Below are 22,643 nucleotides of genomic sequence, written 5' to 3'. Positions count from 1 at the left end.
TTCAGGCACAGGTGTAGGGAATTTGATCTAGCCATGCAGCGGCAAATTGTTCGCGGCGCGGTAGGCCTGCACGTAGCCCCGCGCAACCGATCGAACAGCTGTTCCGATCTGCGAATAGGCTTCATCCGGCAGGTTAGCGAAGGAAACGCGAGCGGACCATCCGGGTGCATCAAATCCGCTGCCGTTCAGCAAAACGATGCCATAGTCTTCGGCCAGCTTGAACGCGATATCCAACGGGTGAACATTCTGTTTAATCCATGCCACGACATCTTCGCCGACAAATTTTCGCAGCCAGTATTCAAAGTCGATGATGCCGTAATATGCGTCGTAGTGCTCACCTGCCTGCACCTCGATCCCCATCGCTTCGGTCAGGAGTTTAAAACGGCGATGAACCAGTTCCATGCAGGCGGTCTGATAGATTTTCTTGCTATCGACCAATTCGCACAGCGAAAACAGAGTCATCATCACCTGCTGCGGCAGTGACAGACCCGCTGTGTGGTTTAGAGCGACATCGCGACTATCGGCCACTAACCGGTCAATAAAGCGGATATCCCGTGGCGTCAGGCTGAGTGTGCCATAGCGCTTGTCCAAGGCCTGTTTGATCTCGTCCGGATGATCCGCCAGTTTCAGATCGAAGATATTGTCTTGCGCTACGGCAATCACACCAAGCCGCCAGCCGGTGCAGCCAAAATACTTCGAATAGGAATATACTCCGATCGTATTGCGCGGCAGATGGCCCATGACCGAGGTAAAATCATGCACAAAGGTGCCGTAGACATCATCTGTCAGCACGATCAAGTCAGGACGGTGATTTTCCACTAAATCCGCCAACTTGCGCAACGAAGCGGTGTTGAGCGCAACTGAAGACGGATTACCGGGATTGACCAGAAAGAACGCCTTTACTTTGGGATCTTTCAACTTTTCCACAGCGTCGTCGGTCAGTTGGAACCCGTCTTCCTCGTCGGTCTCCAAATGGACAGATTCAAGGCTGTAGTCCTCCAGCTCTGGCATTTCCAGATAGGGGGTGAATATCGGTGTGCACAGCGCAATCGTGTCGCCGGGGTTCAGCAGCCGATTGGCTTTCAGCGACTTGAAGATGTAGCACATCGCCGCCGTACCGCCTTCGACTGCGAACAGATCGAACTGAGCGTCAGGCCGGTGACCCCGGCACATGGACCACATCAGGTACTCATGGGCGATGGCGGCATTGTGTTTTAGAATGCGGTCGGGGACCGGATAGTTGTCACCGATGATCGAATCCGTCAGCTCATGCACAAACTCATCCGCATCGAAATCAAATGCGGAAATGGCATGCGCCACGACCTCAAGCAGCGTGTCGACGCCCGGTGTTTCAGAATGATCAGACGCCCAACTCTGCAGCCGTTCCTGGCAGCCTTTCTGCACAGGCATTCCGCCTAAACCAGCAGGATGGTTCATCACGCGTTTGGATTCAGTTATTGCAAATTGCCCAAGGGCAAAGAACGCTTCGCGTGGGCGGGTGGCGATCCAGTTGGGATTGCCTCGTCCTGCATTCAGAAAGGCACTGTTGGCCTTGTGCGCCTCAGCCGATGCCAGTTTGATCAGCTCATCTTTGATCTGAAACGGGCTGAGTGCTTCGTAATCGTGCAGCGTTACTCTATCCATAAGGTGAACCTCTCCAAATCAGCTTAAGATCAAAACGACGACCATCCCGAAGATGGTCAGCAATGTGTTCCCTATCGCATACGGCATTCCGTAGCCGAGCGCCGGGATGCGACTTTGCGCGGCTTCTTGGATCATACCCAATGCGGCAGTGGTGGTGCGCGCACCTGCGCAGGCACCAAACAGAATAGCCGGGTGGAATTTGAACACGTAATGCCCGACATAAACCGCAAAGATCATCGGCAACGAAGTTGCGACGATCCCCCACAGCAACAGCGCAATACCAGCCTGTTGCAGCCCCGCGACAAATCCCGGCCCTGCGGTGATCCCGATCACCGCGATAAAGACGTTCAGACCCAGCGTGTTCATCAACCAAAGCGCCGGGCCAGGTATTCGGCCAAATGTCGGATGCACCGTGCGCAGCCAGCCCAGCACCAGCCCGACCAGTAGCGCGCCTCCGGTGGTGGAAAGGCTGATCGGGAAACCACCCATCATGACTGACAGAGTTCCGATGACCCCGCCGATGAAAATACCCCAACCCACGAAGGCCAGATCCGTGGTGTCGACCGGGCGGTCTGCATAACCGATCTGGGCAACTGCGGCCTCGACATGCCGCTTGCTGCCCTGAATTGTGACGATGTCACCTCGATGCACAACGGTGCCTGGCAGCAGCGGCAAATCCTGCATGTTGCGCATCAGTTTCGAGACATAAATGCCCCGCGCAATCGACAATTTGCTTAGTTCTTCAAGCGTCTTGTTATGCACCTCTTTGCTGGTGATCAGCACATCCAGCTTTTCCGATGGAATACTCAGTAGATCAGGCGCATCAGCTTCTGTGAGTTTGGTCTCAAGCAACCCCACCAGATCAGCGCGGCGGCCTGAGAACATCACGATATCTCCGACTTGCAATACGGTGTTATCGTCTACCTCAATGATCTTCCCGTCGCGTCTAAGGCGTTCGGCATAGATGCGGATACCGGGCATCAGGTTTTTGACCGGTTGCCCCAGCAGATCGCTACCTTCTGGGATCTCGAAGGCCCGCGCCTCGATCGCGCGATAAGCTGAGACGATGCCATCACCGGTTTCCACCGATGTCGTGCCACCCAGCTTGGCCTCATACTCCTTGCAGGCCGCGACCAGATCGACGCCGATCAGGCGCGGGCCAATCTTGGCCAGAATGATGGCCGACCCGATAGTGCCGTAGATGTAGGTCACCGCATAGGCGATCGGAATCTGGTTAGCATAGGTCTTGGCCTGTTCCGCAGACAGGCCCAGCTGACCGATCTGGTCAGTGGCAACTCCAATAGCCGCCGAAATCGTCTGCGATCCGGCATAAAGCCCCGCCGCATAGCCAAGCTCCAGCCCCGCCACCTTGGCTGCGATGATCGGAGTAACAAGGCAAAGCGCGAGCACGCTGAGCGCAAAGAGCACCTCGCGCGCGCCGTCTGCCTTCAAACCGCGAATGAACTGCGGTCCGACACCGTAGCCCACGGCAAATATAAACATAATGAAGAATGTCGATTTTACGGCCGAGTCGATGTCAATCTGGGCTTGACCAATCACCACAGCTGCCAGCAACGTTGCGGTGACTGTGCCCAGGCTGAATCCCATCACCTTCCTCGGGCCGGCTAAGAAACCGATACCGATCGACAAAAATACCGCCAGCTCAGGATAATTCTGTAGAATATTCACCAACCAATTGACCATCATCCACCTCTCAGTTCGTGCGCAAAAGGCATGTGGTGCAAGCGTCGGTGGCGAGGCAGAAATGCGCCCTACAAGCTAATCTATTTGCCGACCAAGCTGCCCATTTGACAAACTCAACCACAACTTGAAATTTTCAGCATACGATACCTCAAGAAGGATATTTGTCCATAATTATCTGAATATTAACCTGTTTTGCTCCCGCACGCCTATCAATACCTTTCGAGGTTTGCCCAGCAGATTCTTGGTATTCAAATGACGGGTTTCGACCAATTGCACTGTTTCTTTAGCAATCTTCGCCCTGAATTTCACTGTCGCACACTCGCCATGCGTGAGGGTAAAATCTTAGCTTGTTTGAACAAATCCATTGCAGGTCCCAAGTGTTTGCCATCACATACGGCTATGACACGGCCGACGATAAATTCTGAGACGAGCGCAACCGGCGTTTGCATACGGATATCGGGGGACTTGCGCACGCAATCGTTGGATCGTGTTGAAGGGGATTTTGCGGCTCTTACGCCCAACGGGCAAGATGCTACGGTTGACATGTCACAAGTCGAGTCTTTGGATACCGGAGGGGCATGGCTTGTTGCCAACCTCGTACGACGGATGAGTTCCAATGGGGCCCAGGTTCGGCTTGAAGGAGTGGCCCCAGCGCATTCTTCGTTGATCGAGACGGTATCGCACAACATACCCGATGCGGCCGGAGAGGAGCTGCCGCCGCAGGGTTTCGTGAACTGGGTTGCTCGGGTCGGTCAAAAGACTTTTGGTGCCTGGCAGGACACGTTGTCGATCGTCGGTTTCCTGGGCCTTACCCTGCATCGCTTGGTTCGAACTTTGATCATGCCCTGGCGGTTGCGGCGTGCTGCTTTGTTCTCGCAGATGGAGCAGGTCGGCTTCAAAGCTCTGCCGATCGTTTCCTTGATGGGCTTTTTGATTGGGGTTGTCTTAGCGTTCCAGGGCGCGACTCAGTTAAAACAGTTTGGGGCCGAGATCTTTGTAGTGGAGCTGATCTCAATCTCTATCCTGCGAGAGCTGGGCATCCTGCTAACCGCAATTATAGTAGCAGGCCGTTCTGGATCGGCCTTTACCGCCTCAATCGGCTCCATGAAGGTGCAGGAAGAAATTGATGCGATGCGGACACTCGGGCTTGACCCGATCGAAGTTCTCGTCATCCCGCGTGTCGTAGCCTTGCTTATCATGCTGCCAATCCTGGGCTTTGTGGCCGACATGGCAGGTTTAATCGGTGGCGCTTTGATGAGTTGGATCGACCTTGGAGTGAGCCCTGGCATGTTCCTGACCCGGTTGAAGGAAAATACTGGGGTGGCACAACTTGCCGTTGGAATGATCAAAGCTCCTTTCTTCGCGTTGGTGATCGGAGTTATTGCCTGCTGGCAAGCCATGCAGGTCAAAGGCTCATCCGAAAGTGTTGGTCAGCGGACGACAGCCTCGGTCGTGCAATCGATCTTCATGGTAATTGCGATAGACGCGCTGTTCTCGATCTTTTTCTCAGAAATGGGGATATGAGATGGATGGGGCCGCGCTGCAAAACAAAACCCAATCCGATACGAAACGTGAAGCCGTTATTCGTGTGCGCCATCTGACCAATCAGTTTGGAGATCAAGTGGTCCATGACAATCTTGATCTGGATGTCTGGCGTGGTGAAGTTCTGGGTGTTGTCGGCGGCTCGGGCACCGGTAAGTCGGTGCTATTGCGCACGATCGTTGGGTTGAACAAGCCTAAGTCGGGCAGCATCGAAGTTCTGGGTGTTGATGTCCTGAACGGCCCCGAAGAAGAGCGTCAGCGCATCGAAAAAAGCTGGGGTGTCGCCTTTCAGGACGGAGCGCTGTTTTCCTCGCTGACCGTGCTGCAAAACGTGATGGCGCCTCTGCGTGAACATACCGGCATAAGTGAAAAACTGATGGCCGCGCTTGGGGGACTTAAGATCAGTCTGGTCGGACTACCTCAGCTAAGTTGCAGCAAATTCCCCTCGGAACTGTCCGGGGGTATGCGAAAACGCGCCGCGTTGGCCCGCGCCCTGTCGTTGGATCCCGAAATCGTGTTTCTGGACGAACCAACCGCTGGGTTGGACCCGATCGGGGCTGCCGCTTATGATGAATTGATTGGTGAACTTCAGCACGCGCTTGGTCTGACTGTGTTCATGGTGACGCATGATCTGGACAGTTTATACGCCATTTGTGACCGCATCGCTGTACTTGCGGAAAAGCGTGTGCTGGTTGAAGGTCCGATAGAAGAGATGACCAAGGTCGACCATCCTTGGGTTCAGGAATATTTCACAGGCCCCCGCGCCCGTGCGGCACAACAGAAGGGGCAAGACAGGTAGAGGCGATGGAGACCCGAGCGAATTATATCCTGATTGGTGCGTTCACCTTGGCAGGCATTCTTGGTGCCTTCGGGTTCTTCCTATGGCTCGCCAAATTCGAAGTAACCCGTCAATACGCTTACTATGATGTTTTGTTCGACAATGTTTCGGGCCTGTCTGCCGCCGGTGGCGTGAACTATAACGGCTTGCCGGTGGGACAGGTAATTTCCCTGGATCTGGACAAAGATGACCCCTCGAAAGTAAGGGTTCGACTTGAGATTGATGCAGGCATCCCCGTCACCAAGGAAACCATCGCGCAATTGCAGTCTCTGGGCGTCACCGGCGTGGCATATGTTGAGTTGTCCGGTGGATCACCAACCGCACAGAAATTGCCCCAGAACAGCGTCATCACAAGTAAGCGCAGCTCGATCCAGTCCTTACTGGAAGGCGCACCAGAGGTTCTGGAAAAGGCGGTCACCCTGCTGGAGAACCTCAATTCCGTTGTAGATGAGAGCAATCGCAAGGCGGTGTCGGATATCCTGAACAATCTGGCAGAAGCGTCGGGCAAACTGGATAAAACACTGACGGATTTCCAGTCGCTTTCGTCGGATCTGGGCGGTGCCGCTAAAGATGTTGGCGAATTCACCAAGAGATTGGATACGTTAGCGAACACGGCCGAAACAACGTTGAGCACAGGAACCGATACGCTCAAGAGCATCAAAGAGACGTCAGAAACTGCCAAAACAACTCTCGAGACTGCAAACACCGCCATTGCCAGCGCTGAAAACGTAATTCAGGAGGAGATTCGACCATTTATCGAGCGGGGTTCAATCCTTGCCGAAAGGCTGACCCGACTGTCAGATGAGGGCAGCCTGACACTTGGCGTGATAAGTGAAACTGTTCTGAACGCAAACACGACCCTTGAATCGGTTACATCCACGATGAACTCGGCCAAAGGGGCGCTAGACTCGGCCGAGCGAGCATTCGACTCGGCCAATCGCGTAATGGACGAGGATATATCCCCGGTCGCAGCCGATGTAAGTAAGGCAGCCAATCAAGTCGCGGAAACCGTTTCGAACATAACCGAAAAAATCGACGAAATATCAGACGACGTCCTGAGCGCTTCTAAATCGGCGTCAGATCTGTTGGGTACGATCGATGGCGTCGTTCAGGATAACCGCCGTCAGGTCTCGGATTTCTTGCGCGTTGGCTTGCCTCAGTTTATCCGCTTCATCGAGGAATCGCAGCGTCTGGTGATTAGTCTCGACCGACTGGTCGACAAGGTCGAACGCGACCCCGCCCGCTTTTTGTTAGGCACCCAAGCATCGGAGTTTCGTCAATGATACGGCCCTTAACACTGTCTCTGATATTGGCCGCAATGACGGGTTGCACCGGCCTAGGAACGCTGCGGCAAGCCTCAAAGCCCAACGATCTCTATTTGCTAACCCCAAAGAGCACGTTTTCGTCTTCACTGCCGCGCATACAGAAACAGATCGTTGTTGAGGAACCCACAGCGACGGCAGCAGTAAACACCGATCAGATCGCCGTTCAGCCAACCTTGCTGCAAGTTCAATACCTACCTCGGGCCCGTTGGGTGGATCGTGCGCCATTGATCGTTCAGGCGCTGATGGTCGAAAGCTATGAAAACTCCGGCAAGGTTGCGGCCGTGGGGCGATCGACGGTTGGCCTGCGGGCTGATTATGTGATTGCACCCGATTTGCGCGAGTTTCAGGGCATAGTCGTCAGCGAAACCGGAGACTCAAAAACGGTGCGCGTGGAAGTTCGCATCAACATCAAAATCATCGATGAGTACGAGGACAAGATTATCGCCTCCAGCTCGTTCAGGGAAAACGTAATGGCCACGACTGATCAGACCCCTGATCTAGTCGAAGCATTTGATGTGGCCTTGGGCCGGACCATGCGGGATGCGGTTGAATGGAGTATCCGCAAAATTAATACTCACGTGCAGAACAACCCACGATCAAGCCCAAGCTAGGGGTTGTCAGAACTGGCTGGCCGAAGCTGCCTGCCAGTCCGCAGCATATTCCTGCGGCACGGTTTTGCCCAGCAATGCGTCTTCTTCCAGGAAGCTGTAAAGCTCAGCGTAAGATCGTTCTCCCTCATCCGCCATGCGACGGAGGATATCTCTGGGTCGCAATTCAGAAACCTTGGCTTTGCCCATAGCACCCAAGATCTCGCGGAAGCTTTCCAATGTCGCGTCATGGAACCGGTGCACACGCTGACGTTTCTGCGGCACGTTTACCGCTCGGCCCCGGATCGGATCCTGCGTCGCCACGCCCGAAGGGCACCGATTGGTATTGCAGTGCAGTGCTTGAATGCACCCGACGGCAAACATCATCGCCCGCGCCGCGTTGCACATATCAGCACCCAAGGCCATTTTCTCGACCATGTCGAAACCCGTCGCAACCTTGCCCGCGCAAATTACGCGCACCTTGTCGCGCACTCCAATCCCACGCAGGCAATTGTTTACAAAGATCAACCCTTCGTTCAGGGGCATCCCCAGACGGTTGGTAAATTCAACCGGCGCCGCGCCGGTCCCTCCTTCCGCACCATCAACGGTAATAAAATCGGGCAGTATGCCGGTTTCCAACATGGCTTTACAGATCGCCATGAATTCCGAAGGTTGGCCGATGCACAGTTTGAAGCCAATCGGCTTACCGCCAGACATTTCCCGCAGATGCTGAACAAACTGCATCAACCCTGTCGGCCCATCGAACGCCGAGTGTATCGGGGGTGAAATTACATCCTGATGCACAGGAACACCTCGGATTTCCGCGATTTCCTCGTCCACCTTTGCGGCCGGCAATACCCCTCCATGAGACGGTTTTGCCCCTTGTGAAAGCTTAATCTCGATTGCCTTCACCACATCCTTTTTGGCTTTTTCGGCGAATTTGTTCTTGTCGAACCCCCCATCGGCGGTGCGACATCCAAAATACCCTGTTCCGATTTGCCAGATGATGTCACCACCCTCTGCCAGATGGTGCGGGGACAGCCCTCCTTCGCCGGTATTATGTGCAAACCCGCCATCCTTGGCGCCACCGTTCAGTGCCCGGATCGCGTTTGCGCTGAGTGCACCAAAGCTCATCGCTGAAACATTCAGGCGCGAAGCGTTATAGGGTTTGTCGCACTGAGGCCCGCCAAGCATAATCCGCTCCTCACTTTCATCGACATGTTTTGGCGAAAGTGAATGATTTGAACGATGATAACCGACACTCAGTATGTCGTACTGGGTCCCAAATGCCTGCGTGTCCACCTGCCCTTTAGCGCGGGAATAGACCAGACTGCGGATAATCCGATTGAAAGGTCGGCCACTTTCGTTGGTTTCCACAAAATACTGCCGGATTTCGGGGCTGACAAATTCCAGCATATAGCGGAAGTGGCCGAGAACGGGATAGTTGTTCAATACGTTATGCTTGGTCGTCAGCATATCGTACATTCCTACAATCGCGTACGGGATCAGAATGACCAACAGCCAATTCGCAGGGGACCAGAAATACCCCAGCAATAGGGTAAGTGGCAGGACCACAAAGCTGAGCACATAATATAGTCTGCGAACAATCATCCCTGACCTCCCTGGGTGGCGTAAAGAGCAGTGTATCCTCGGCTGGATCGTGGGCCCGAAGCCCGGCAGATGTTCTCAAACGTGAACCAGATTCAATTGAATTTGCAAGACCTTGCTAATCGGTCGTTAGTAACGGTTGAGTTAGCAAGGGCAGTTGATCGGTCCATTTGCAATCTATATGCGGGATAAGACACAGGTAAGAGCGGGATCAATCTAGGTGTCACAAACTGCACCTGCCCTCAGGCGTAGTGCCCAGATGTACGCAGCCGTCTTTGTTGGTGGCGCTGCGGGTTCGCTGCTGCGCGAACTGTTCACGGTGCCGATACCCGGTGCTCCATTCCTGACAGAGACGTTCGGTATTAACATTGTGGCCTGCTTCATCCTTGGCTGGCTTTATTCTATCCGTCACAAAGTTCATGCACATGTGCTTCACTTGGGTGCTGTTGGGTTTTGTGGCGGCCTTTCTACTTTTTCTTCATTTGTAGCCGAGTTGGAGCGTTTGGCCGAAACCACCGGTTGGTACGTCATCACCGCCTTCGGGGCAGAAATCGCAATTGGCTTAACCGTAGCGGCTTTGGGTGAAGCGTTGGGTCGAAAGTATTTGCCTTGGAGGCATCCAGAATGAACGACCTGCATCTGCACGTCATGTTTGCGCTGGGAGGAGGAGCAGGTGCCGTACTGCGCCACTGGTTGACGCTGCAGGTGACCCACGATCTGCCTTACGCTACACTGATCGTGAATGTGGCGGGAAGCCTTCTGCTTGGTCTCTGGGTTGGTTATCTCGGCGGGGAAATCGAAATGAGCGAGCAACAGAACCGATTGGTATTTGGCTTCTGCGGTGGCTTCACAACGTTTTCCAGCTTTGCTTACCAGTCACTGCAGTTGAACCGTGAAAGAACCTTCGCATTCGCAGCTGGCAACATTATTCTCAGTCTGGTTTTATGCTGGATCGCGCTTTGGTTAGGATTGGTCCTGATGGCCTGACCAATCGAGTTACCGGTTATGGAACCAATGATAGTGGTGCGAAGAACCATTCCTGATGCGGCTACAAGCGGGTCAGGGCTTGGCGGATCACATCATCTGCATGTGCATCCGAATGGCCAAATTACCTAGAATCCAGACCGTCCCGCCGATGATAATCAATAAGACCAGCGTTGAGAAAAGGATCAGATCCAGATCCTCTCGGCTGCTGCGCCGCCTGTCGATATGAAGAAAGTACACCAACTGCACAACCAACTGTGCCAAGCCCAGTAGGCCGATGCTAAGATAGACCCCTTTGGTTTCAATACCGTATCGGTGAGCGATTAAGAAGACCGCCAGCGTCAGCAGAAGAGACCCACCATATCCGATAACATATCGGCGACGCTCTCGCTTGTGCAGGTCAGCGCGTCTATCCATAGGTCAGCCCTCCGAAATACACAATTGTGATGATGCCGACCCAGATCAGATCAAGGAAGTGCCAGAACAATGCCAGTCGCACCATACGGGACATCAGCAAGTCAGTTAGTCCGAACATTCTTAGCTGAATGCCCAAGACGATCAGCCACAGGCACCCCGACGCGACATGCAGCCCATGCAGTGGCACAAGGCCATAGAAAGCCGACAAAAATCCACTGCGCTGAGGGATACCGCCCCGGGCTGCCATGTTCAGAAAATCGCGGATCTCCAGAACCAGAAAGCTAAGCCCAAGCACCAGTGTTACCCCAAACCACAGAACGATCCGCGCCCGCGGCAAGTTGTATTTCAACGCCAGCATCGCCAGCCCTACGGTCAGACTGCTGGTCAACAATATCAGGGTTTGAGCAAAGATGCTTTTCAGATCAAACAATTCATGTGGTCCGGGCCCACCGGCCTGTGCATCAATCATCGTGATGTAGATCGCGAACATCAGGCCGAAATAAACCAGATCGCTCATAAGAAAGACCCAGAAGCCAAAAGTGACAACCTCGGTGGCTTTGTGGGCGCTCGCATGGCCTTCGCCAAGGTTGATGCCCGGATAGCTTTGCGTGGGTGCGCGCCTCATGTCACGGCCTCCATATCCGGGCGTGCGAGACCGCGATTTTCTGGAGCGATTTCATAATCGCGATCCACTGCTGCAGTGCTATGGACAAGGTCCAGCCAAGCTTCGTGGTCTTTGCGGACCTCTTCGGCAGGAATGATGATTTCGGTGCTGGTATCAAAGCTCCAGATGATAATTGCCAGGATGATAGTAATCGTCATCAGGAGCGCCAGCCACCAAATCCACCAAACCAGTGCGAACATCCAGACACCGCTGACAACGCAGAGGATGAACCCGATGCCGGTATTGCGCGGCATCTCGATATCTTCATAGGCTTCAGGTTTGGGATAAGCTGCAGCACGCTCTTTGGCGGCGGCAAAGTTGTCGCGGTCGGTGATCTCCGGGATGATGGCAAAGTTGTAGGGTGGTGGCGGAGACGGGATAGACCATTCCAGTGTACGCCCATCCCACGGATCACCTATCGGAGCACGGGTTTGTTCACGATTGCGGATACTGACCCAAAGTTGAATGAGGATCGAGAACAACCCGCAGGTGATGACCAATGCACCAACTACGGCAATGATCATGTAGGGGTGAAAGCTCGGGTCCTCCCAACTGTAGGACCGGCGCGGCATTCCCATCAAACCAACAAAGTAAAGCGGCATAAAAGTCAGCAAGAAACCCACGGTCCAGCAGACGACCGAGACGCGTCCCCAGAATTCGTTGAGACGAAAACCGAAGGCTTTCGGGAACCAGTAATTATAGCCCGCGAGCAGCGCAAAAAGTACTCCGGGCAAAAGGACGTTGTGGAAATGCGCCACAAGGAACAACGTGTTGTGGACCTGATAGTCAATCGTCGGATTGGCCAGGATTACCCCGCTAAGGCCACCAATCACGAACAGCATCAAAAAGGCCAGACCATAGAGCATCGGCACAGAAAACCGTATCCGCCCGCGATAGAGCGTGGCCATCCAGTCATAGACTTTCACACCGGTTGGGATCGCGATCAGCATCGTCGCAATGCCGAATACCGCGTTGATCAGCGCGCTTTGGCCCATGGTGAAGAAATGATGCAGCCATACTGTGAAAGACAATACTGCAATCGACATCGTGGCAATGACCAGCGAGTTATAGCCATAGAGACGCTTGGCCGAAAAAGTGGCAAAGACTTCGGAATAGATGCCATAAGCAGGCAGGACCAGCAGATAGACCTCGGGGTGGCCGAACAGCCAGAACAGGTTGGCATAGTTCATCATGTTTCCACCAAGATCATTGGTGAAGAAATGGAAATCCAGATACCGATCAGCGGCCAGCAACAGCGCAGCCACGCCAAGGGGCGGCATGGCAAAGACGATCAGGATTGAGCTACAGATGATTGTCCAGCAATACATCGGCAGCCGCATGAATTTCATCCCAGGTGCACGGAGCTTGTAAATTGTAACGGCAAAATTGATACCAGTGAGAGTGGTGCCTACGCCCGAGACAACAATGGCCCAAATCCAATAATCCGGCCCGACGCCGGGATTGAACGCGGCGCCTGTGTAGGGCGGATATGCGGTCCAACCTCCGGTCGAAAACTCGCCAACCACCAGCGAGACCATCAACATCATGCCAGACGATACCGTCAGGCCAAGGCTGATTTGGTTCATAACCGGAAATGCAACGTCCCGCGCGCCGATCATCAACGGAACCAGATAGTTTGCCACTCCAAAGACAAAGGGGACGGCAACGAAGAAGATCATGATGGTGCCGTGGGTGCTGAAAAGCTCGGCAAAGTGTTCGGGCTCCAGAAATCCATCGCCCGGACCTGCCGCCTGTTGGGCCCGCATCACAACACCTTCCAACACGCCCCTTGCCAGCATGACGATGGCAAAGACGATATACATGATGCCGATTTTCTTGTGATCAGCGCTGGTCAGCCAATCACGCCAGAGAGGGCTCCAAAGACGAAACCACGTTAGCAGGAGAAGCACCGTCAAAGCGCCCACTATCACTATACCTGCCGCAGCGTTGGCGATGATTTCATTGGCATCGGGCGTCCGGATGAGCCCGGTGATCGGCAGTGCATCCCAACTCAGGCGACCCAAAATGCCAGTCTCGACTGAAGTCATTGTTTCGCCTCCGACCCATACGCAGTGGTGCCGGGTTGCTGGCCAAGGGCAAGAGGCTCCCCGCTGTGATAACGATGCAGGATCGAGCGGAACAAATCACCTTCTTCCAGTGTAAAATAAAGCGCGTTCAGCGGCATGAGTTCGGTTCCTAACGCCGCCTGAACTTCGTCCCGATCCGTGCGCATGGCCAGTGTCTGATACGTGTCCTCTGTCAACAGAATACCATGCGCCCGGACGCTGGCGACCCAGTCCTCGAAATCAACGGGTTGCATAGCCTGCGTTAGAAATTTCTGCTTGGTGAACCCGCGACCATTATACTGCGTGTTCTCACCCTGCATCGTATTGGGCGAGTCGGCCACCACATGCAGTTGCGTTGTCATGCCAGGCATGGCGTAGATTTGCCCAGCCAATGCAGGGATCATAAACGATTGCATCACTGTGTCGGTCGTCAGCGTAATCGCGACCTGCTTTTTGATGGGGATGCCAAACTCTCCGATTGTGGCGATTCCAAGATCGGGGTAGATGAACAGCCATTTCCAATCGAGGCCAACCACCTGCACCCGCAAGGCAGGTTCCTCCCCGAAAGGGGCTGCATAGGGATCGAGACGGTATGTGGTTTTCCAAAGGTAGAATGACAGGATCGCCACAATCAGCACCGGTATACCCCACATCAATACCTCAAGCTTTGCAGAGAAATCCCAGTGCGGTTTGTAATATGCGTTTCCACCTTTACGTCGGCGATACCGATAGGCGACCAGCGGCACCAAGACCAAAACCGGGATCACCGCAATCAGAATCAGAGCGGTCGCTCGCAGAAGGTGCTTTTTTTGGATCTCGGCGATTGGCCCCTGTGGGTCGATGAAACTATCACTTGCCCCAGCTGCCTGCACTGTCAGCAACAGCGCAACTAGCGTCACCAGAGCGGACACTGCGATCGAAGACATCCGGGAAAAGGTCACGCCTGATGATCCTCTTACGGCGGGGGTTCCCGGCAACTATCGACAGAGTCACGGATTTTCTCAAGGACTTTTGCAATTTTGCTCCTAAAGGCGCTTGTTGACACCACGTCACGGGCGCGCAAGATCGATTCCATGCGTTTCGTTTTCACTGTTCTCTTCCTGATTGTTCTGGCAGCTCCTTTGTTGGCGCAGGATCGTGTTTTTGTTGAACGTCAGTTTCAGAGCTGGCTGCAAAAAACCGTCTGGCCACAAGCAAAGGCAAAGGGTGTTTCCAAGCAAACTTTTCGGCAAGCTTTTGATGGGGTGAAACTAAATTGGGATCTGCCGGATCTGGTGCCGCCGGGCAGCCCTCAAAAAACACCAAAGGTACAGCGTCAAGCCGAGTTTGGCTCGCCGGGTCGATATTTTAATGCCGGATCCGTACAGGGCGCCACGTCGGTCGGCCGTAAAATGGCCAGACGTCACGCAGAAACCCTGGCACGCGTTGAAGCTGAAACCGGTGTGCCCGCACGCATCATTCTGGCCATTTGGGGACGCGAGAGTGGATATGGTCAGGTACCAATCCGACACGATGCATTTCAGGTTCTGAGCACGAAAGGGTTCATGAGCACGCGCGCCGACTATTTCACCGCAGAACTGATCGCAGCACTGCAAATTGCCGAAGCGGGTCATGCGCAAGGAAGAGAGCTAAAGAGCAGTTGGGCAGGAGCATTGGGTCAGCCACAATTCATGCCAACAAATTTTCTGACTTATGCGCGCGATGGCGACGGCGATGGCAGGGCGGACATCTGGGGCTCAGCCGCAGATACTATTGCGTCGATTGGAGCCTATCTTGAAGAGCACGGATGGATTGCGGATCGCGATTGGGGATTTGAGGTTAATCTGCCCAATACCGTTTCATGCGCGTTAGAGGGGCCCGATCAAGGGCGTCTTATCCGGGATTGGGCAGCAATGGGCGTCAGCCGTGTTGCTGGCAAACCTTTTCCAGTGCACGAACTGGCTGCCGAAGGTTATCTGATGATGCCCGCAGGTCGCAGCGGTCCGGCTTTCATTGTCACGCCCAATTTCTATGTCCTCAAAGACTATAATACCAGTGACCTCTATGCTTTGTTTGTGGGCCATGTCGGCGATCGCATCCAATACGGTGTTGGCGATTTTCGCGGGCGCTGGGGTGACGTCGGCAACCTCTATCGGTCGGATATCGCAACAATGCAGCAAGTGCTTGTTGAACAGGGTCATGATGTAGGCGGCATCGATGGTCTGCCTGGATATAAAACCCGGCGTTCGATCGGACGCTGGCAAGCCGCATCAGGCCGTGCGCCGACATGTTTTCCAAATGACCGTTTGAAGGCAGCGCTCAAGCCCTGAATTCTGCCCTGATTCGCCATTTGCGCGTGTTGACGAAAACCCATTCGCCCTTTGCAATTTGTATGACTTCACGAAAATGTCACCAAAGCAAAGCGTTTCAGAATAATCTTTCGATGCTCCCTTACGTTACGGTTTCAATCGATCTTTGAACCTGCAATGCGACTTAAAACCCTTTACCTTTCTCCAAAAACCAGCAGATTTTGCAGCAGTGAAAGAGAACTTTCGCAATCGGCTTTCCGACACTGCCCAATGGAAATGGTCTGAAATTTGGACTCTGCCGCGATCTAGATCAAGGTGAACGCACGGCAATTGTCGGAGACACACAGGTAGATGGGTATCCGCTGCAGTAGCAGGATAGCCCGACGCCACATAATAATGGGAGTAATCACATGCACAAAATTGTCCGTATTTCATTGGCGGGGCTGTTGTCCTCGACCATCATAACTGGCGCAGCAATCGCCGCAGGAACCCACCCCGAAACCGGCGAAGCGCTGGCGGATGATCAGACGTTTATCTATCGCATTCTGGATGAGCACAGCTCGGTCGACCCGCAAGTGGTTGAAGATGTGTCGGGCGCCGAAATCGTGCGCGACTTGTTCGAAGGTCTCATGAACCAGGACGAAGATGGTAATCTGGTCCCTGGCGTTGCCACCGAATACTCGGTCAATGACACCAAGGATGTGTATACGTTTACCCTCCGCGATAACGCGAAATGGTCAAACGGAGATCCGGTTACCGCAGGTGACTTCGTTTTTGCATGGAAACGTGCTGTCGATCCTGAGCTGTCGTCGCCCTACGCGTGGTTCATGGAACTGATGTCGATTGAAAACGCGGCTGAGATCATTGCGGGTGAAAAATCAGTGGATGATCTGGGTGTCAAAGCCATTGACGACCACACTCTAGAAGTCACACTGAGCACGCCCCTCCCCTATTTCCCTCAGATGACCACGCATTCGACAACCTTCCCTGCGCCGCAGAAAGTCATTGAAGAATTCGGCGATGCATGGACCAAGCCGGAAAACATCGTATCGAACGGCGCCTATGTCCTGACCGAGCATCTGCCACAGGAACGTTCGGTGCGTGAGCGCAACGAGATGTACTGGGACAATGACAACACCATTATCGAAAAAGTTGTGGCATTGGTCATCAATGACGAGAATGTCGCTCTGACCCGCTACCTTGCGGGCGAGTTGGATCGCACCGAAGTTCCTGCTGGTCAGTTCCCGCGCCTGCAGCAGGAGCATCCGGATGAAGCCATCAGCTTCCCTCGTTTGTGCAACTATTACTATACCTTCAACGTCTCTGACAGCGGTCCCGAAGCGTTCAAGGACCCCAACGTCCGTCAGGCCCTGTCGCTGGCCGTGGATCGCGCGATCATCACTGAGAAAGTGATGGCCGGTGGTCAGCCCCAGGCTTACACGTTCGCACCCGCCGCCACTGCCAACTTTACGGTTCCGGACGTGGAGATGGCTTCGATGAGCCAGGCTGAGCGCGATGAGCTTGCAAAAGAGTTGCTAGCGGGAGCGGGCTATGGTCCGGATAATCCGCTGAGCTTCGAGATGGTTTACAACACCTCAGAAGCGCACAAGAAAGTGGCCGTGGCACTCAGCCAGATGTGGAAGCAGAAGCTGGGCGTCAATGCCGAACTGGCAAACATGGAGTGGAAAGTATTCCTGGAAGAGCGCGGTAATCAGAACTTCGAACTGGCTCGTGGCGCATGGTGTGGTGACTATAACGAAGCCTCGACCTTCCTTGATCTGCTGCAATCGGATTCCGGTTACAACGACGGTAAGTACAACAACGCACGCGTTGATGAGCTGCTGGCCGAAGCCAAAACTTCGGATGATCCGGCACCGCTTTATACCGAAGTAGAGCGGATTATTGCACAGGAAACTCCTGTAATCCCGATCTATCACTACGCAGGCGTTTACATGATGGACAGCGATGTAGGGAACTGGCCCGTCAACAACGTCGAACAAAACTGGTATTCGAAGAACCTGTACAAGGTCGCCGAATAATCGTCATAGAACCACGCCCTGTCCCGGAGATTTCCGGGGCAGGGCCAATAAACATGGGGGCATGAAATGCTTGCCTACAGTCTGCGGCGACTGCTGATCGCCATTCCGACGATCCTGTTGCTGATCGTCGCCTGTTTTTTCCTGATGCACGTAGCACCCGGCGGGCCATTTACCTCAGAACGGCCGCTGCCGCCGCAGGTTCTGGCCAATATTGAGGCGCGCTATGGGTTGGACCAACCGTTGTGGAAACAGCTCTGGGACTACCTGTACAACATCGTCGTGCATTTTGATTTCGGCCCGTCCTTCAAGTTCAAGGACAGGGACGTCAACGACATTATCGCTCAAGGGTTTCCGATTTCCCTGACCTATGGCTCGCTTTCATTTCTTGTCGCAACAGCCGTTGGTGTAAGCCTTGGGATCGCAGCCGCGATCAAACACAATAGCTGGATCGATTATTTCGCCGTTGGCCTTGGTATCGCGGCGCAAGCTCTGCCAAACTTCATCATGGGGCCGATCCTGATCCTGACCTTCACCCTGTGGCTGGGCTGGTTGCCGGGAGGCGGCTGGAACGGCGGCCAATGGCAATATCTGGTCATGCCGGTGATTGCGCTGGCAACATCCTATATGGGTTCGATTGCACGGATCACGCGTTCGTCGATGCTCGAGGTTCTGAACTCGAACTTCATCCGTACCGCGCGCGCCAAGGGCTTGCCGACCAGAACCGTAATTTGGCGTCATGCGTTGAAACCTACGTTGTTGCCAGTTGTCTCCTATCTCGGGCCGGTGTTTGTCTACGTGCTTACGGGTTCAGTCTTTGTAGATATCTATTTCTCGACCGGTGGTCTGGGTCAGGCCTATGTGGGCTCTGCACTGTCTCGTGACTATGCGGTGCTGCTGGGGGTCACCATTCTCTATGGCGCATTGACGGTTGTCGTGAACCTTCTGACCGACCTGGCTTATGCCTGGTTTGATCCGAAAATTCGTTACTGAGGGGCAGGCTCATGCTAGGAAAATCTCAAAAAGCCGCTCATCTGGCCGAAGAAATCACTGATTACACGGTCATTCAGGGGCGCTCGCTCTGGCAGGACGCACGTATGCGTTTTGTCCGCAACAAGGCCGCAATGGCCAGTGTTTTTGTTTTGGGTCTGATCGTGCTGTTCACGATTATCGGACCATATTTTGCAGCCTGGTCCAATGAAGAGATCGACTGGAACGTTATGGGTGACGTACGCGGCATGGGAATGCCCTCGATCGAGACTGGTCACTATTTCGGTGTCGATGATCTGGGGCGCGACCTTTACAGCCGTGTCATTCAGGCGACCACCACATCGCTGCTGGTTGGTCTGATTGGGGCTGCAACTGCGTTGATCGTTGGCACTTGCTATGGCATTGCCGCTGGTTATATCGGAGGCCGTACCGACAGCGCCATGATGCGCTTTGTCGACATACTTCTGGCGATCCCGGCAACTCTGATCATCATCCTTCTGCTGGTCGTGGCGGGGCGGTCCTTTTTCATGCTGTTCATCGCGTTGGGTGCAGTCGGTTGGTTGACCATGGCGCGGATCGTTCGGGGGCAAACCCTGACGCTGAAGAACCGCGAATTCATCGAAGCCGCTCGTGCCGCCGGTGTCAGTGAGTTTACCATCATGTATCGCCACATTCTGCCCAACCTGTTGGGCGTTGTGATCGTGTACGCCTCGCTGTTGGTGCCCGAAATGATCCTGACCGAAAGCTTCATTTCGTTTTTGGGTCTCGGGATCTCGGAACCCTACACCTCTTTGGGCCGCCTTATTGCCGAAGGTGCCGGGACTATGGGCTATGGCACTTTGTGGCAGCTTCTTTATCCCCTGACATTCTACGTCGCCATCATCATCACCATGTTTTTCATCGGTGATGGTTTGCGTGACGCGCTGGACCCGAAGGATCGCTGATATGAGTCTATTTTCCATCAAAGACCTGAGCGTGCAGTTCGACACCCCGGATGGCATCGTCGAAGCCGTCAAGGGCATCAGTTTCGACATCAATCCAGGCGAGTGTCTGGGCATCGTCGGCGAAAGCGGGTCGGGCAAAAGCCAGACCTTCATGGCAGCGATGGGGCTATTGCCTCCGGCTGGCCGCGCAACGGGGTCTGCCATGCTGAACGGTCAGGAAATACTGAACTTGCCAGTGAACAAGCTGAACCGCATCCGCGGCGATGATGTCGGTATGATCTTTCAAGACCCGCTCACCGCCCTGACCCCGCATTTGCGAGTCGGTCAACAGATGCGCGAAGTGTTGCAAGTGCATGAGGGTTTGCAGGGCTCTGCCGCCAAAGCGCGATGCCTTGAATGGCTGGATCGCGTCCGCATCCCCGAGGCGAAACGGCGACTGGATCAGTACCCGCACGAGCTGTCGGGCGGGATGCGCCAGCGGGTCATGATTGCCATGTCGATGCTGTGCAACCCGAAATTGCTGATCGCGGATGAGCCCACAACGGCGCTGGACGTCACCGTACAGGCCGACATTCTGGACCTGATGGTGCGACTGCAAAAAGACGAAGGCACAGCCATTGCTTTGATCACCCATGACATGGGCGTCGTCGCGCGGATGTGTGACCGCATACAGGTCATGCGCCTTGGTCAATTTGTCGAGGCCGGGGAAACCCGTGAAGTCTTTCGCGCACCGCAACACGAGTACACCCGCACCCTGCTTGAGGCGATGCCTCGCATCGACGCCGGTGACGCGCCCAAAGCCTTGGGCAAGACCGAAGAGCCACTGCTGCGCGTTGACGACGTCAAGGTTCATTTCCCAATCCATGTTCCGGGCGGATTGTTCGGCCACAAGGTGCCTCTCAAGGCCGTGGATGGTGTCAGCTTTGATATTCGCAAGGGCGAAACGCTGGGTGTTGTGGGTGAATCCGGTTGCGGCAAGTCCACGCTGGCGCGGGCGGTTCTACAACTGATCGAACCCAGTGCGGGCAACGTCAGCTGGCTGGGCCATCCGATCGTCGGGTTGAAACGGTCCGAGTTGAACAAATACCGCAAGGATCTTCAGATTGTATTCCAGGATCCACTCGCCAGCCTTGATCCACGGATGACAATCTCGGCCTCAATCGCGGAACCATTAAAAACCTATCGCCCAGACCTGACGGAACGCGAACGGAAGGACCTGGTCGCCGAGATGATGGAACGTGTTGGCCTGCCAACCAATATGATCAACCGTTATCCACATGAACTGTCAGGTGGGCAAAATCAGCGCGTCGGAATCGCTCGGGCAATGATCAACAAACCAAAGTTGATCATTTGCGATGAAGCCGTTTCGGCACTGGATGTATCCATTCAGGCCCAGATCGTGGAATTGTTGCGAGAATTGCAACAAGAGTTCGGTTTGTCGATGATTTTCATTAGTCATGATCTGTCAGTTGTACGCGCAGTGTCTAACCGAATTATGGTTTTGTACTTGGGTCGCATTGTCGAATTGGGCGATGGTGAAGTGATATGTTCTGAACCAATACACCCCTACACCAAATCCTTGATATCGGCGGTTCCGATTCCTGATCCGGATGTTGAGCGTAACCGTCAAAGGCTTAAATTACCGGGTGAATTACCGTCCCCGATGGATCCCAAGGCCACATTGCGTTTCTTGCCCAGCAAGTTGTCCTCGGGCGAGACGGACTATGTTCCGCGGCTTAGCGAAATTGCTCCTGACCATTTCGTTGCCGAACATGATCCGCTTGATGCGATTATGGCTAAATCTTGACTATTAGCGCCCCGAAGCTTGAAGGTTTCAGGGGCGCGAATTCTATGTTTCAGCGCACCAAGTGCTTTGTGTACCTTGGCTAGAACCACGTTTGGGTATGTTTCGTTTTGACTCTGTGTGCAGGATAATGGCAGATTCCATCGTGCCCGCTGCACTACTGGCGGGTGAGATTGATTGATGCGAATTTAAGTTATATGTGAGGACCCCAGCGCCTGCAAAGCGCACGGGCAGACTATGGAAATCATGAGGTAACATGGCACGCAAAGTCACAAAGGCTATTTTCCCCGTCGCGGGTATGGGGACGCGCTTTTTACCGGCGACCAAATCGGTCCCAAAAGAGATCATGACTTTGGTCGATAGACCGCTGGTTCAATATGCAATTGACGAAGCGCGGGCAGCCGGGATCACCGAGTTTATCTTCGTGACGTCACGCGGGAAGTCAGCGCTTGAGGATTACTTTGACCACAACCTTGTGTTGGAGCAGGACTTGAAATCCAAGGGCAAAGACGATTTGCTTGAGACATTGAACGCGACCAATATGGAAAGCGGCGCGATCGCCTATATTCGCCAGCACAAGGCGCTGGGGCTTGGACATGCAGTTTGGTGTGCACGGCGACTGATCGGAGATGAGCCTTTTGCGGTAATGCTGCCCGATGATGTTATTGCTGCAGACAAACCCTGCCTGCAGCAAATGGTTGAGGCCTATAAGGAAACCGGCGGCAATATGGTTGCTGCGATGGAAGTTCCAAACGAAAAGACAAGCTCTTACGGTATTTTGGATACAGGCCAAAACGTCGGTGCGGTTGTCCGAGCCAAGGGTATGGTTGAAAAGCCAAAACCTGAGGAGGCACCATCAAATCTCGCCGTCATTGGTCGTTATATTTTGGGCCCCTCGGTACTGTACAATTTGAACCAGAAGAAGAAAGGCAGCGGAGGCGAAATCCAGCTGACTGACGCGATCGCCGAGGATATCGGAAATGGCGTTCCTGTATTTGGTTACAAATTCGAAGGCCAACGATTTGATTGTGGCTCAAAGGCCGGTTTCCTTCAGGCCACGGTATCGTTTGCGCTGGCCCGCGACGATCTTCGTGATGATTTAAGTCAGTATCTGCATGATATCGTTTCGTCGGACCAGGCCGCGCAATAGGTAAGATGCTTCAACCAGTTGGCATTCATTGCAATAGCTCGACCCCAAGAAC

General features: G+C 54.1%; 19 protein-coding genes. 12 read left to right on the top strand and 7 right to left on the bottom strand.

The window, feature by feature from the left end; translation table 11 throughout:
- Positions 1–27 precede the first annotated feature (27 nt).
- On the bottom strand, positions 28–1,644 hold the full coding sequence (locus ACRZ91_RS16390; RefSeq protein WP_480907134.1) for a bifunctional aspartate transaminase/aspartate 4-decarboxylase: 1,617 nt from the start codon (positions 1,642–1,644) through the stop codon (positions 28–30).
- A gap of 18 nt (positions 1,645–1,662) precedes the next feature.
- Entirely contained in the window at positions 1,663–3,348 is a 1,686-nt protein-coding gene (aspT, locus tag ACRZ91_RS16385; protein WP_480907132.1) for an aspartate-alanine antiporter, read from the bottom strand.
- Between the two features lie 399 nt (positions 3,349–3,747).
- Here aspT and ACRZ91_RS16380 point away from each other — a divergent pair, with 399 nt between their 5' ends.
- From ACRZ91_RS16380 to ACRZ91_RS16365, 4 genes are read left to right on the top strand one after another with little or no spacing between them, the layout of a single operon-like run.
- Entirely contained in the window at positions 3,748–4,872 is a 1,125-nt protein-coding gene (locus ACRZ91_RS16380; protein WP_260026866.1) for an ABC transporter permease, read from the top strand.
- Position 4,873: 1 nt separating this feature from the next.
- Positions 4,874–5,689, top strand: coding sequence for an ABC transporter ATP-binding protein (locus ACRZ91_RS16375; RefSeq protein WP_170475076.1), 816 nt, complete (start codon positions 4,874–4,876; stop codon positions 5,687–5,689).
- A 5-nt stretch (positions 5,690–5,694) separates the two neighbouring features.
- Positions 5,695–7,011, top strand: a complete 1,317-nt coding sequence (locus ACRZ91_RS16370; protein ID WP_260026870.1) for an MlaD family protein — start codon at positions 5,695–5,697, stop codon at positions 7,009–7,011.
- The gene (locus ACRZ91_RS16365; protein WP_010441473.1) at positions 7,008–7,664 is read left to right on the top strand and encodes an ABC-type transport auxiliary lipoprotein family protein; all 657 of its coding nucleotides are present in this window, start codon (positions 7,008–7,010) and stop codon (positions 7,662–7,664) included. The genes ACRZ91_RS16370 and ACRZ91_RS16365 overlap by 4 nt, the downstream gene beginning before the upstream one ends.
- A 6-nt stretch (positions 7,665–7,670) precedes the next feature.
- Here the strand turns inward: ACRZ91_RS16365 and ACRZ91_RS16360 are convergent, their stop codons facing one another.
- Positions 7,671–9,251, bottom strand: coding sequence for an FMN-binding glutamate synthase family protein (locus ACRZ91_RS16360; RefSeq protein ID WP_480907130.1), 1,581 nt, complete (start codon positions 9,249–9,251; stop codon positions 7,671–7,673).
- Positions 9,252–9,507: 256 nt separating this feature from the next.
- Here ACRZ91_RS16360 and ACRZ91_RS16355 point away from each other — a divergent pair, with 256 nt between their 5' ends.
- Both ACRZ91_RS16355 and crcB read left to right on the top strand, forming a co-directional pair.
- The gene (locus ACRZ91_RS16355; RefSeq protein ID WP_170774493.1) at positions 9,508–9,876 is read left to right on the top strand and encodes a fluoride efflux transporter FluC; all 369 of its coding nucleotides are present in this window, start codon (positions 9,508–9,510) and stop codon (positions 9,874–9,876) included.
- Positions 9,873–10,235 (top strand): fluoride efflux transporter CrcB, encoded by a 363-nt coding sequence (gene crcB / locus ACRZ91_RS16350; protein ID WP_170475088.1) that lies wholly within the window; start codon positions 9,873–9,875, stop codon positions 10,233–10,235. The genes ACRZ91_RS16355 and crcB overlap by 4 nt, the downstream gene beginning before the upstream one ends.
- A gap of 87 nt (positions 10,236–10,322) precedes the next feature.
- Here crcB and ACRZ91_RS16345 read toward each other — a convergent pair whose 3' ends face one another.
- Genes ACRZ91_RS16345 through ACRZ91_RS16330 form a run of 4 tightly spaced genes read right to left on the bottom strand, consistent with a single transcriptional unit; the run spans position 10,323 to position 14,320 of the window.
- Positions 10,323–10,649: a cytochrome o ubiquinol oxidase subunit IV gene (locus tag ACRZ91_RS16345; RefSeq protein ID WP_170475091.1), complete on the bottom strand. Its 327-nt coding sequence runs from the start codon at positions 10,647–10,649 to the stop codon at positions 10,323–10,325.
- Positions 10,642–11,274 carry a cytochrome c oxidase subunit 3 gene (locus ACRZ91_RS16340; protein WP_480907128.1) on the bottom strand — a complete coding sequence of 211 codons (633 nt, stop codon included), beginning with the start codon at positions 11,272–11,274 and terminating at the stop codon, positions 10,642–10,644. Before ACRZ91_RS16340 ends, ACRZ91_RS16345 begins: the two co-directional genes overlap by 8 nt.
- Positions 11,271–13,361 carry a cbb3-type cytochrome c oxidase subunit I gene (locus tag ACRZ91_RS16335; RefSeq protein WP_260026878.1) on the bottom strand — a complete coding sequence of 697 codons (2,091 nt, stop codon included), beginning with the start codon at positions 13,359–13,361 and terminating at the stop codon, positions 11,271–11,273. Before ACRZ91_RS16335 ends, ACRZ91_RS16340 begins: the two co-directional genes overlap by 4 nt.
- Positions 13,358–14,320, bottom strand: coding sequence for a cytochrome ubiquinol oxidase subunit II family protein (locus ACRZ91_RS16330; protein WP_480907126.1), 963 nt, complete (start codon positions 14,318–14,320; stop codon positions 13,358–13,360). Before ACRZ91_RS16330 ends, ACRZ91_RS16335 begins: the two co-directional genes overlap by 4 nt.
- 132 nt (positions 14,321–14,452) lie before the next feature.
- Here ACRZ91_RS16330 and ACRZ91_RS16325 point away from each other — a divergent pair, with 132 nt between their 5' ends.
- The 6 genes from ACRZ91_RS16325 to galU all read left to right on the top strand — a co-directional run bounded on the left by ACRZ91_RS16325 (position 14,453) and on the right by galU (position 22,591).
- Positions 14,453–15,688, top strand: coding sequence for a lytic murein transglycosylase (locus tag ACRZ91_RS16325; RefSeq protein WP_260026884.1), 1,236 nt, complete (start codon positions 14,453–14,455; stop codon positions 15,686–15,688).
- Positions 15,689–16,077: 389 nt separating this feature from the next.
- On the top strand, positions 16,078–17,706 hold the full coding sequence (locus tag ACRZ91_RS16320; protein WP_480907124.1) for a peptide ABC transporter substrate-binding protein: 1,629 nt from the start codon (positions 16,078–16,080) through the stop codon (positions 17,704–17,706).
- Positions 17,707–17,772: 66 nt separating this feature from the next.
- The gene (gene oppB, locus ACRZ91_RS16315) at positions 17,773–18,696 is read left to right on the top strand and encodes an oligopeptide ABC transporter permease OppB (RefSeq protein ID WP_010441494.1); all 924 of its coding nucleotides are present in this window, start codon (positions 17,773–17,775) and stop codon (positions 18,694–18,696) included.
- An 11-nt stretch (positions 18,697–18,707) separates the two neighbouring features.
- Positions 18,708–19,637, top strand: coding sequence for an ABC transporter permease subunit (locus ACRZ91_RS16310; protein ID WP_170475103.1), 930 nt, complete (start codon positions 18,708–18,710; stop codon positions 19,635–19,637).
- Position 19,638: 1 nt separating this feature from the next.
- The gene (locus ACRZ91_RS16305) at positions 19,639–21,444 is read left to right on the top strand and encodes an ABC transporter ATP-binding protein (RefSeq protein WP_480907121.1); all 1,806 of its coding nucleotides are present in this window, start codon (positions 19,639–19,641) and stop codon (positions 21,442–21,444) included.
- A 253-nt stretch (positions 21,445–21,697) separates the two neighbouring features.
- A complete protein-coding gene (galU, locus tag ACRZ91_RS16300) occupies positions 21,698–22,591 on the top strand; it encodes a UTP--glucose-1-phosphate uridylyltransferase GalU (RefSeq protein WP_480907119.1) in 894 nt (297 codons plus the stop codon).
- Positions 22,592–22,643 lie beyond the last annotated feature (52 nt).

It is taken from the genome of Ruegeria sp. O11, from assembly GCF_056535285.1.
This window is presented reverse-complemented; position numbering and strand designations above follow the sequence as displayed.

What these genes read in the sequence shown, in the direction of transcription:
- ACRZ91_RS16320 (WP_480907124.1), top strand. Translation starts at nt 16,078, where the DNA reads ATGCACAAAATTGTCCGTATTTCATTGGCGGGGCTGTTGTCCTCGACC.
- ACRZ91_RS16375 (WP_170475076.1), top strand. Translation starts at nt 4,874, where the DNA reads ATGGATGGGGCCGCGCTGCAAAACAAAACCCAATCCGATACGAAACGT.
- ACRZ91_RS16340 (WP_480907128.1), bottom strand. Translation starts at nt 11,274, where the DNA reads ATGAGGCGCGCACCCACGCAAAGCTATCCGGGCATCAACCTTGGCGAA.
- crcB (WP_170475088.1), top strand. Translation starts at nt 9,873, where the DNA reads ATGAACGACCTGCATCTGCACGTCATGTTTGCGCTGGGAGGAGGAGCA.
- ACRZ91_RS16390 (WP_480907134.1), bottom strand. Translation starts at nt 1,644, where the DNA reads ATGGATAGAGTAACGCTGCACGATTACGAAGCACTCAGCCCGTTTCAG.
- ACRZ91_RS16305 (WP_480907121.1), top strand. Translation starts at nt 19,639, where the DNA reads ATGAGTCTATTTTCCATCAAAGACCTGAGCGTGCAGTTCGACACCCCG.
- ACRZ91_RS16365 (WP_010441473.1), top strand. Translation starts at nt 7,008, where the DNA reads ATGATACGGCCCTTAACACTGTCTCTGATATTGGCCGCAATGACGGGT.
- oppB (WP_010441494.1), top strand. Translation starts at nt 17,773, where the DNA reads ATGCTTGCCTACAGTCTGCGGCGACTGCTGATCGCCATTCCGACGATC.
- galU (WP_480907119.1), top strand. Translation starts at nt 21,698, where the DNA reads ATGGCACGCAAAGTCACAAAGGCTATTTTCCCCGTCGCGGGTATGGGG.
- ACRZ91_RS16360 (WP_480907130.1), bottom strand. Translation starts at nt 9,251, where the DNA reads ATGATTGTTCGCAGACTATATTATGTGCTCAGCTTTGTGGTCCTGCCA.
- ACRZ91_RS16310 (WP_170475103.1), top strand. Translation starts at nt 18,708, where the DNA reads ATGCTAGGAAAATCTCAAAAAGCCGCTCATCTGGCCGAAGAAATCACT.
- ACRZ91_RS16355 (WP_170774493.1), top strand. Translation starts at nt 9,508, where the DNA reads ATGTACGCAGCCGTCTTTGTTGGTGGCGCTGCGGGTTCGCTGCTGCGC.
- ACRZ91_RS16370 (WP_260026870.1), top strand. Translation starts at nt 5,695, where the DNA reads ATGGAGACCCGAGCGAATTATATCCTGATTGGTGCGTTCACCTTGGCA.
- ACRZ91_RS16335 (WP_260026878.1), bottom strand. Translation starts at nt 13,361, where the DNA reads ATGACTTCAGTCGAGACTGGCATTTTGGGTCGCCTGAGTTGGGATGCA.
- ACRZ91_RS16380 (WP_260026866.1), top strand. Translation starts at nt 3,748, where the DNA reads ATGACACGGCCGACGATAAATTCTGAGACGAGCGCAACCGGCGTTTGC.
- aspT (WP_480907132.1), bottom strand. Translation starts at nt 3,348, where the DNA reads ATGGTCAATTGGTTGGTGAATATTCTACAGAATTATCCTGAGCTGGCG.
- ACRZ91_RS16345 (WP_170475091.1), bottom strand. Translation starts at nt 10,649, where the DNA reads ATGGATAGACGCGCTGACCTGCACAAGCGAGAGCGTCGCCGATATGTT.
- ACRZ91_RS16325 (WP_260026884.1), top strand. Translation starts at nt 14,453, where the DNA reads ATGCGTTTCGTTTTCACTGTTCTCTTCCTGATTGTTCTGGCAGCTCCT.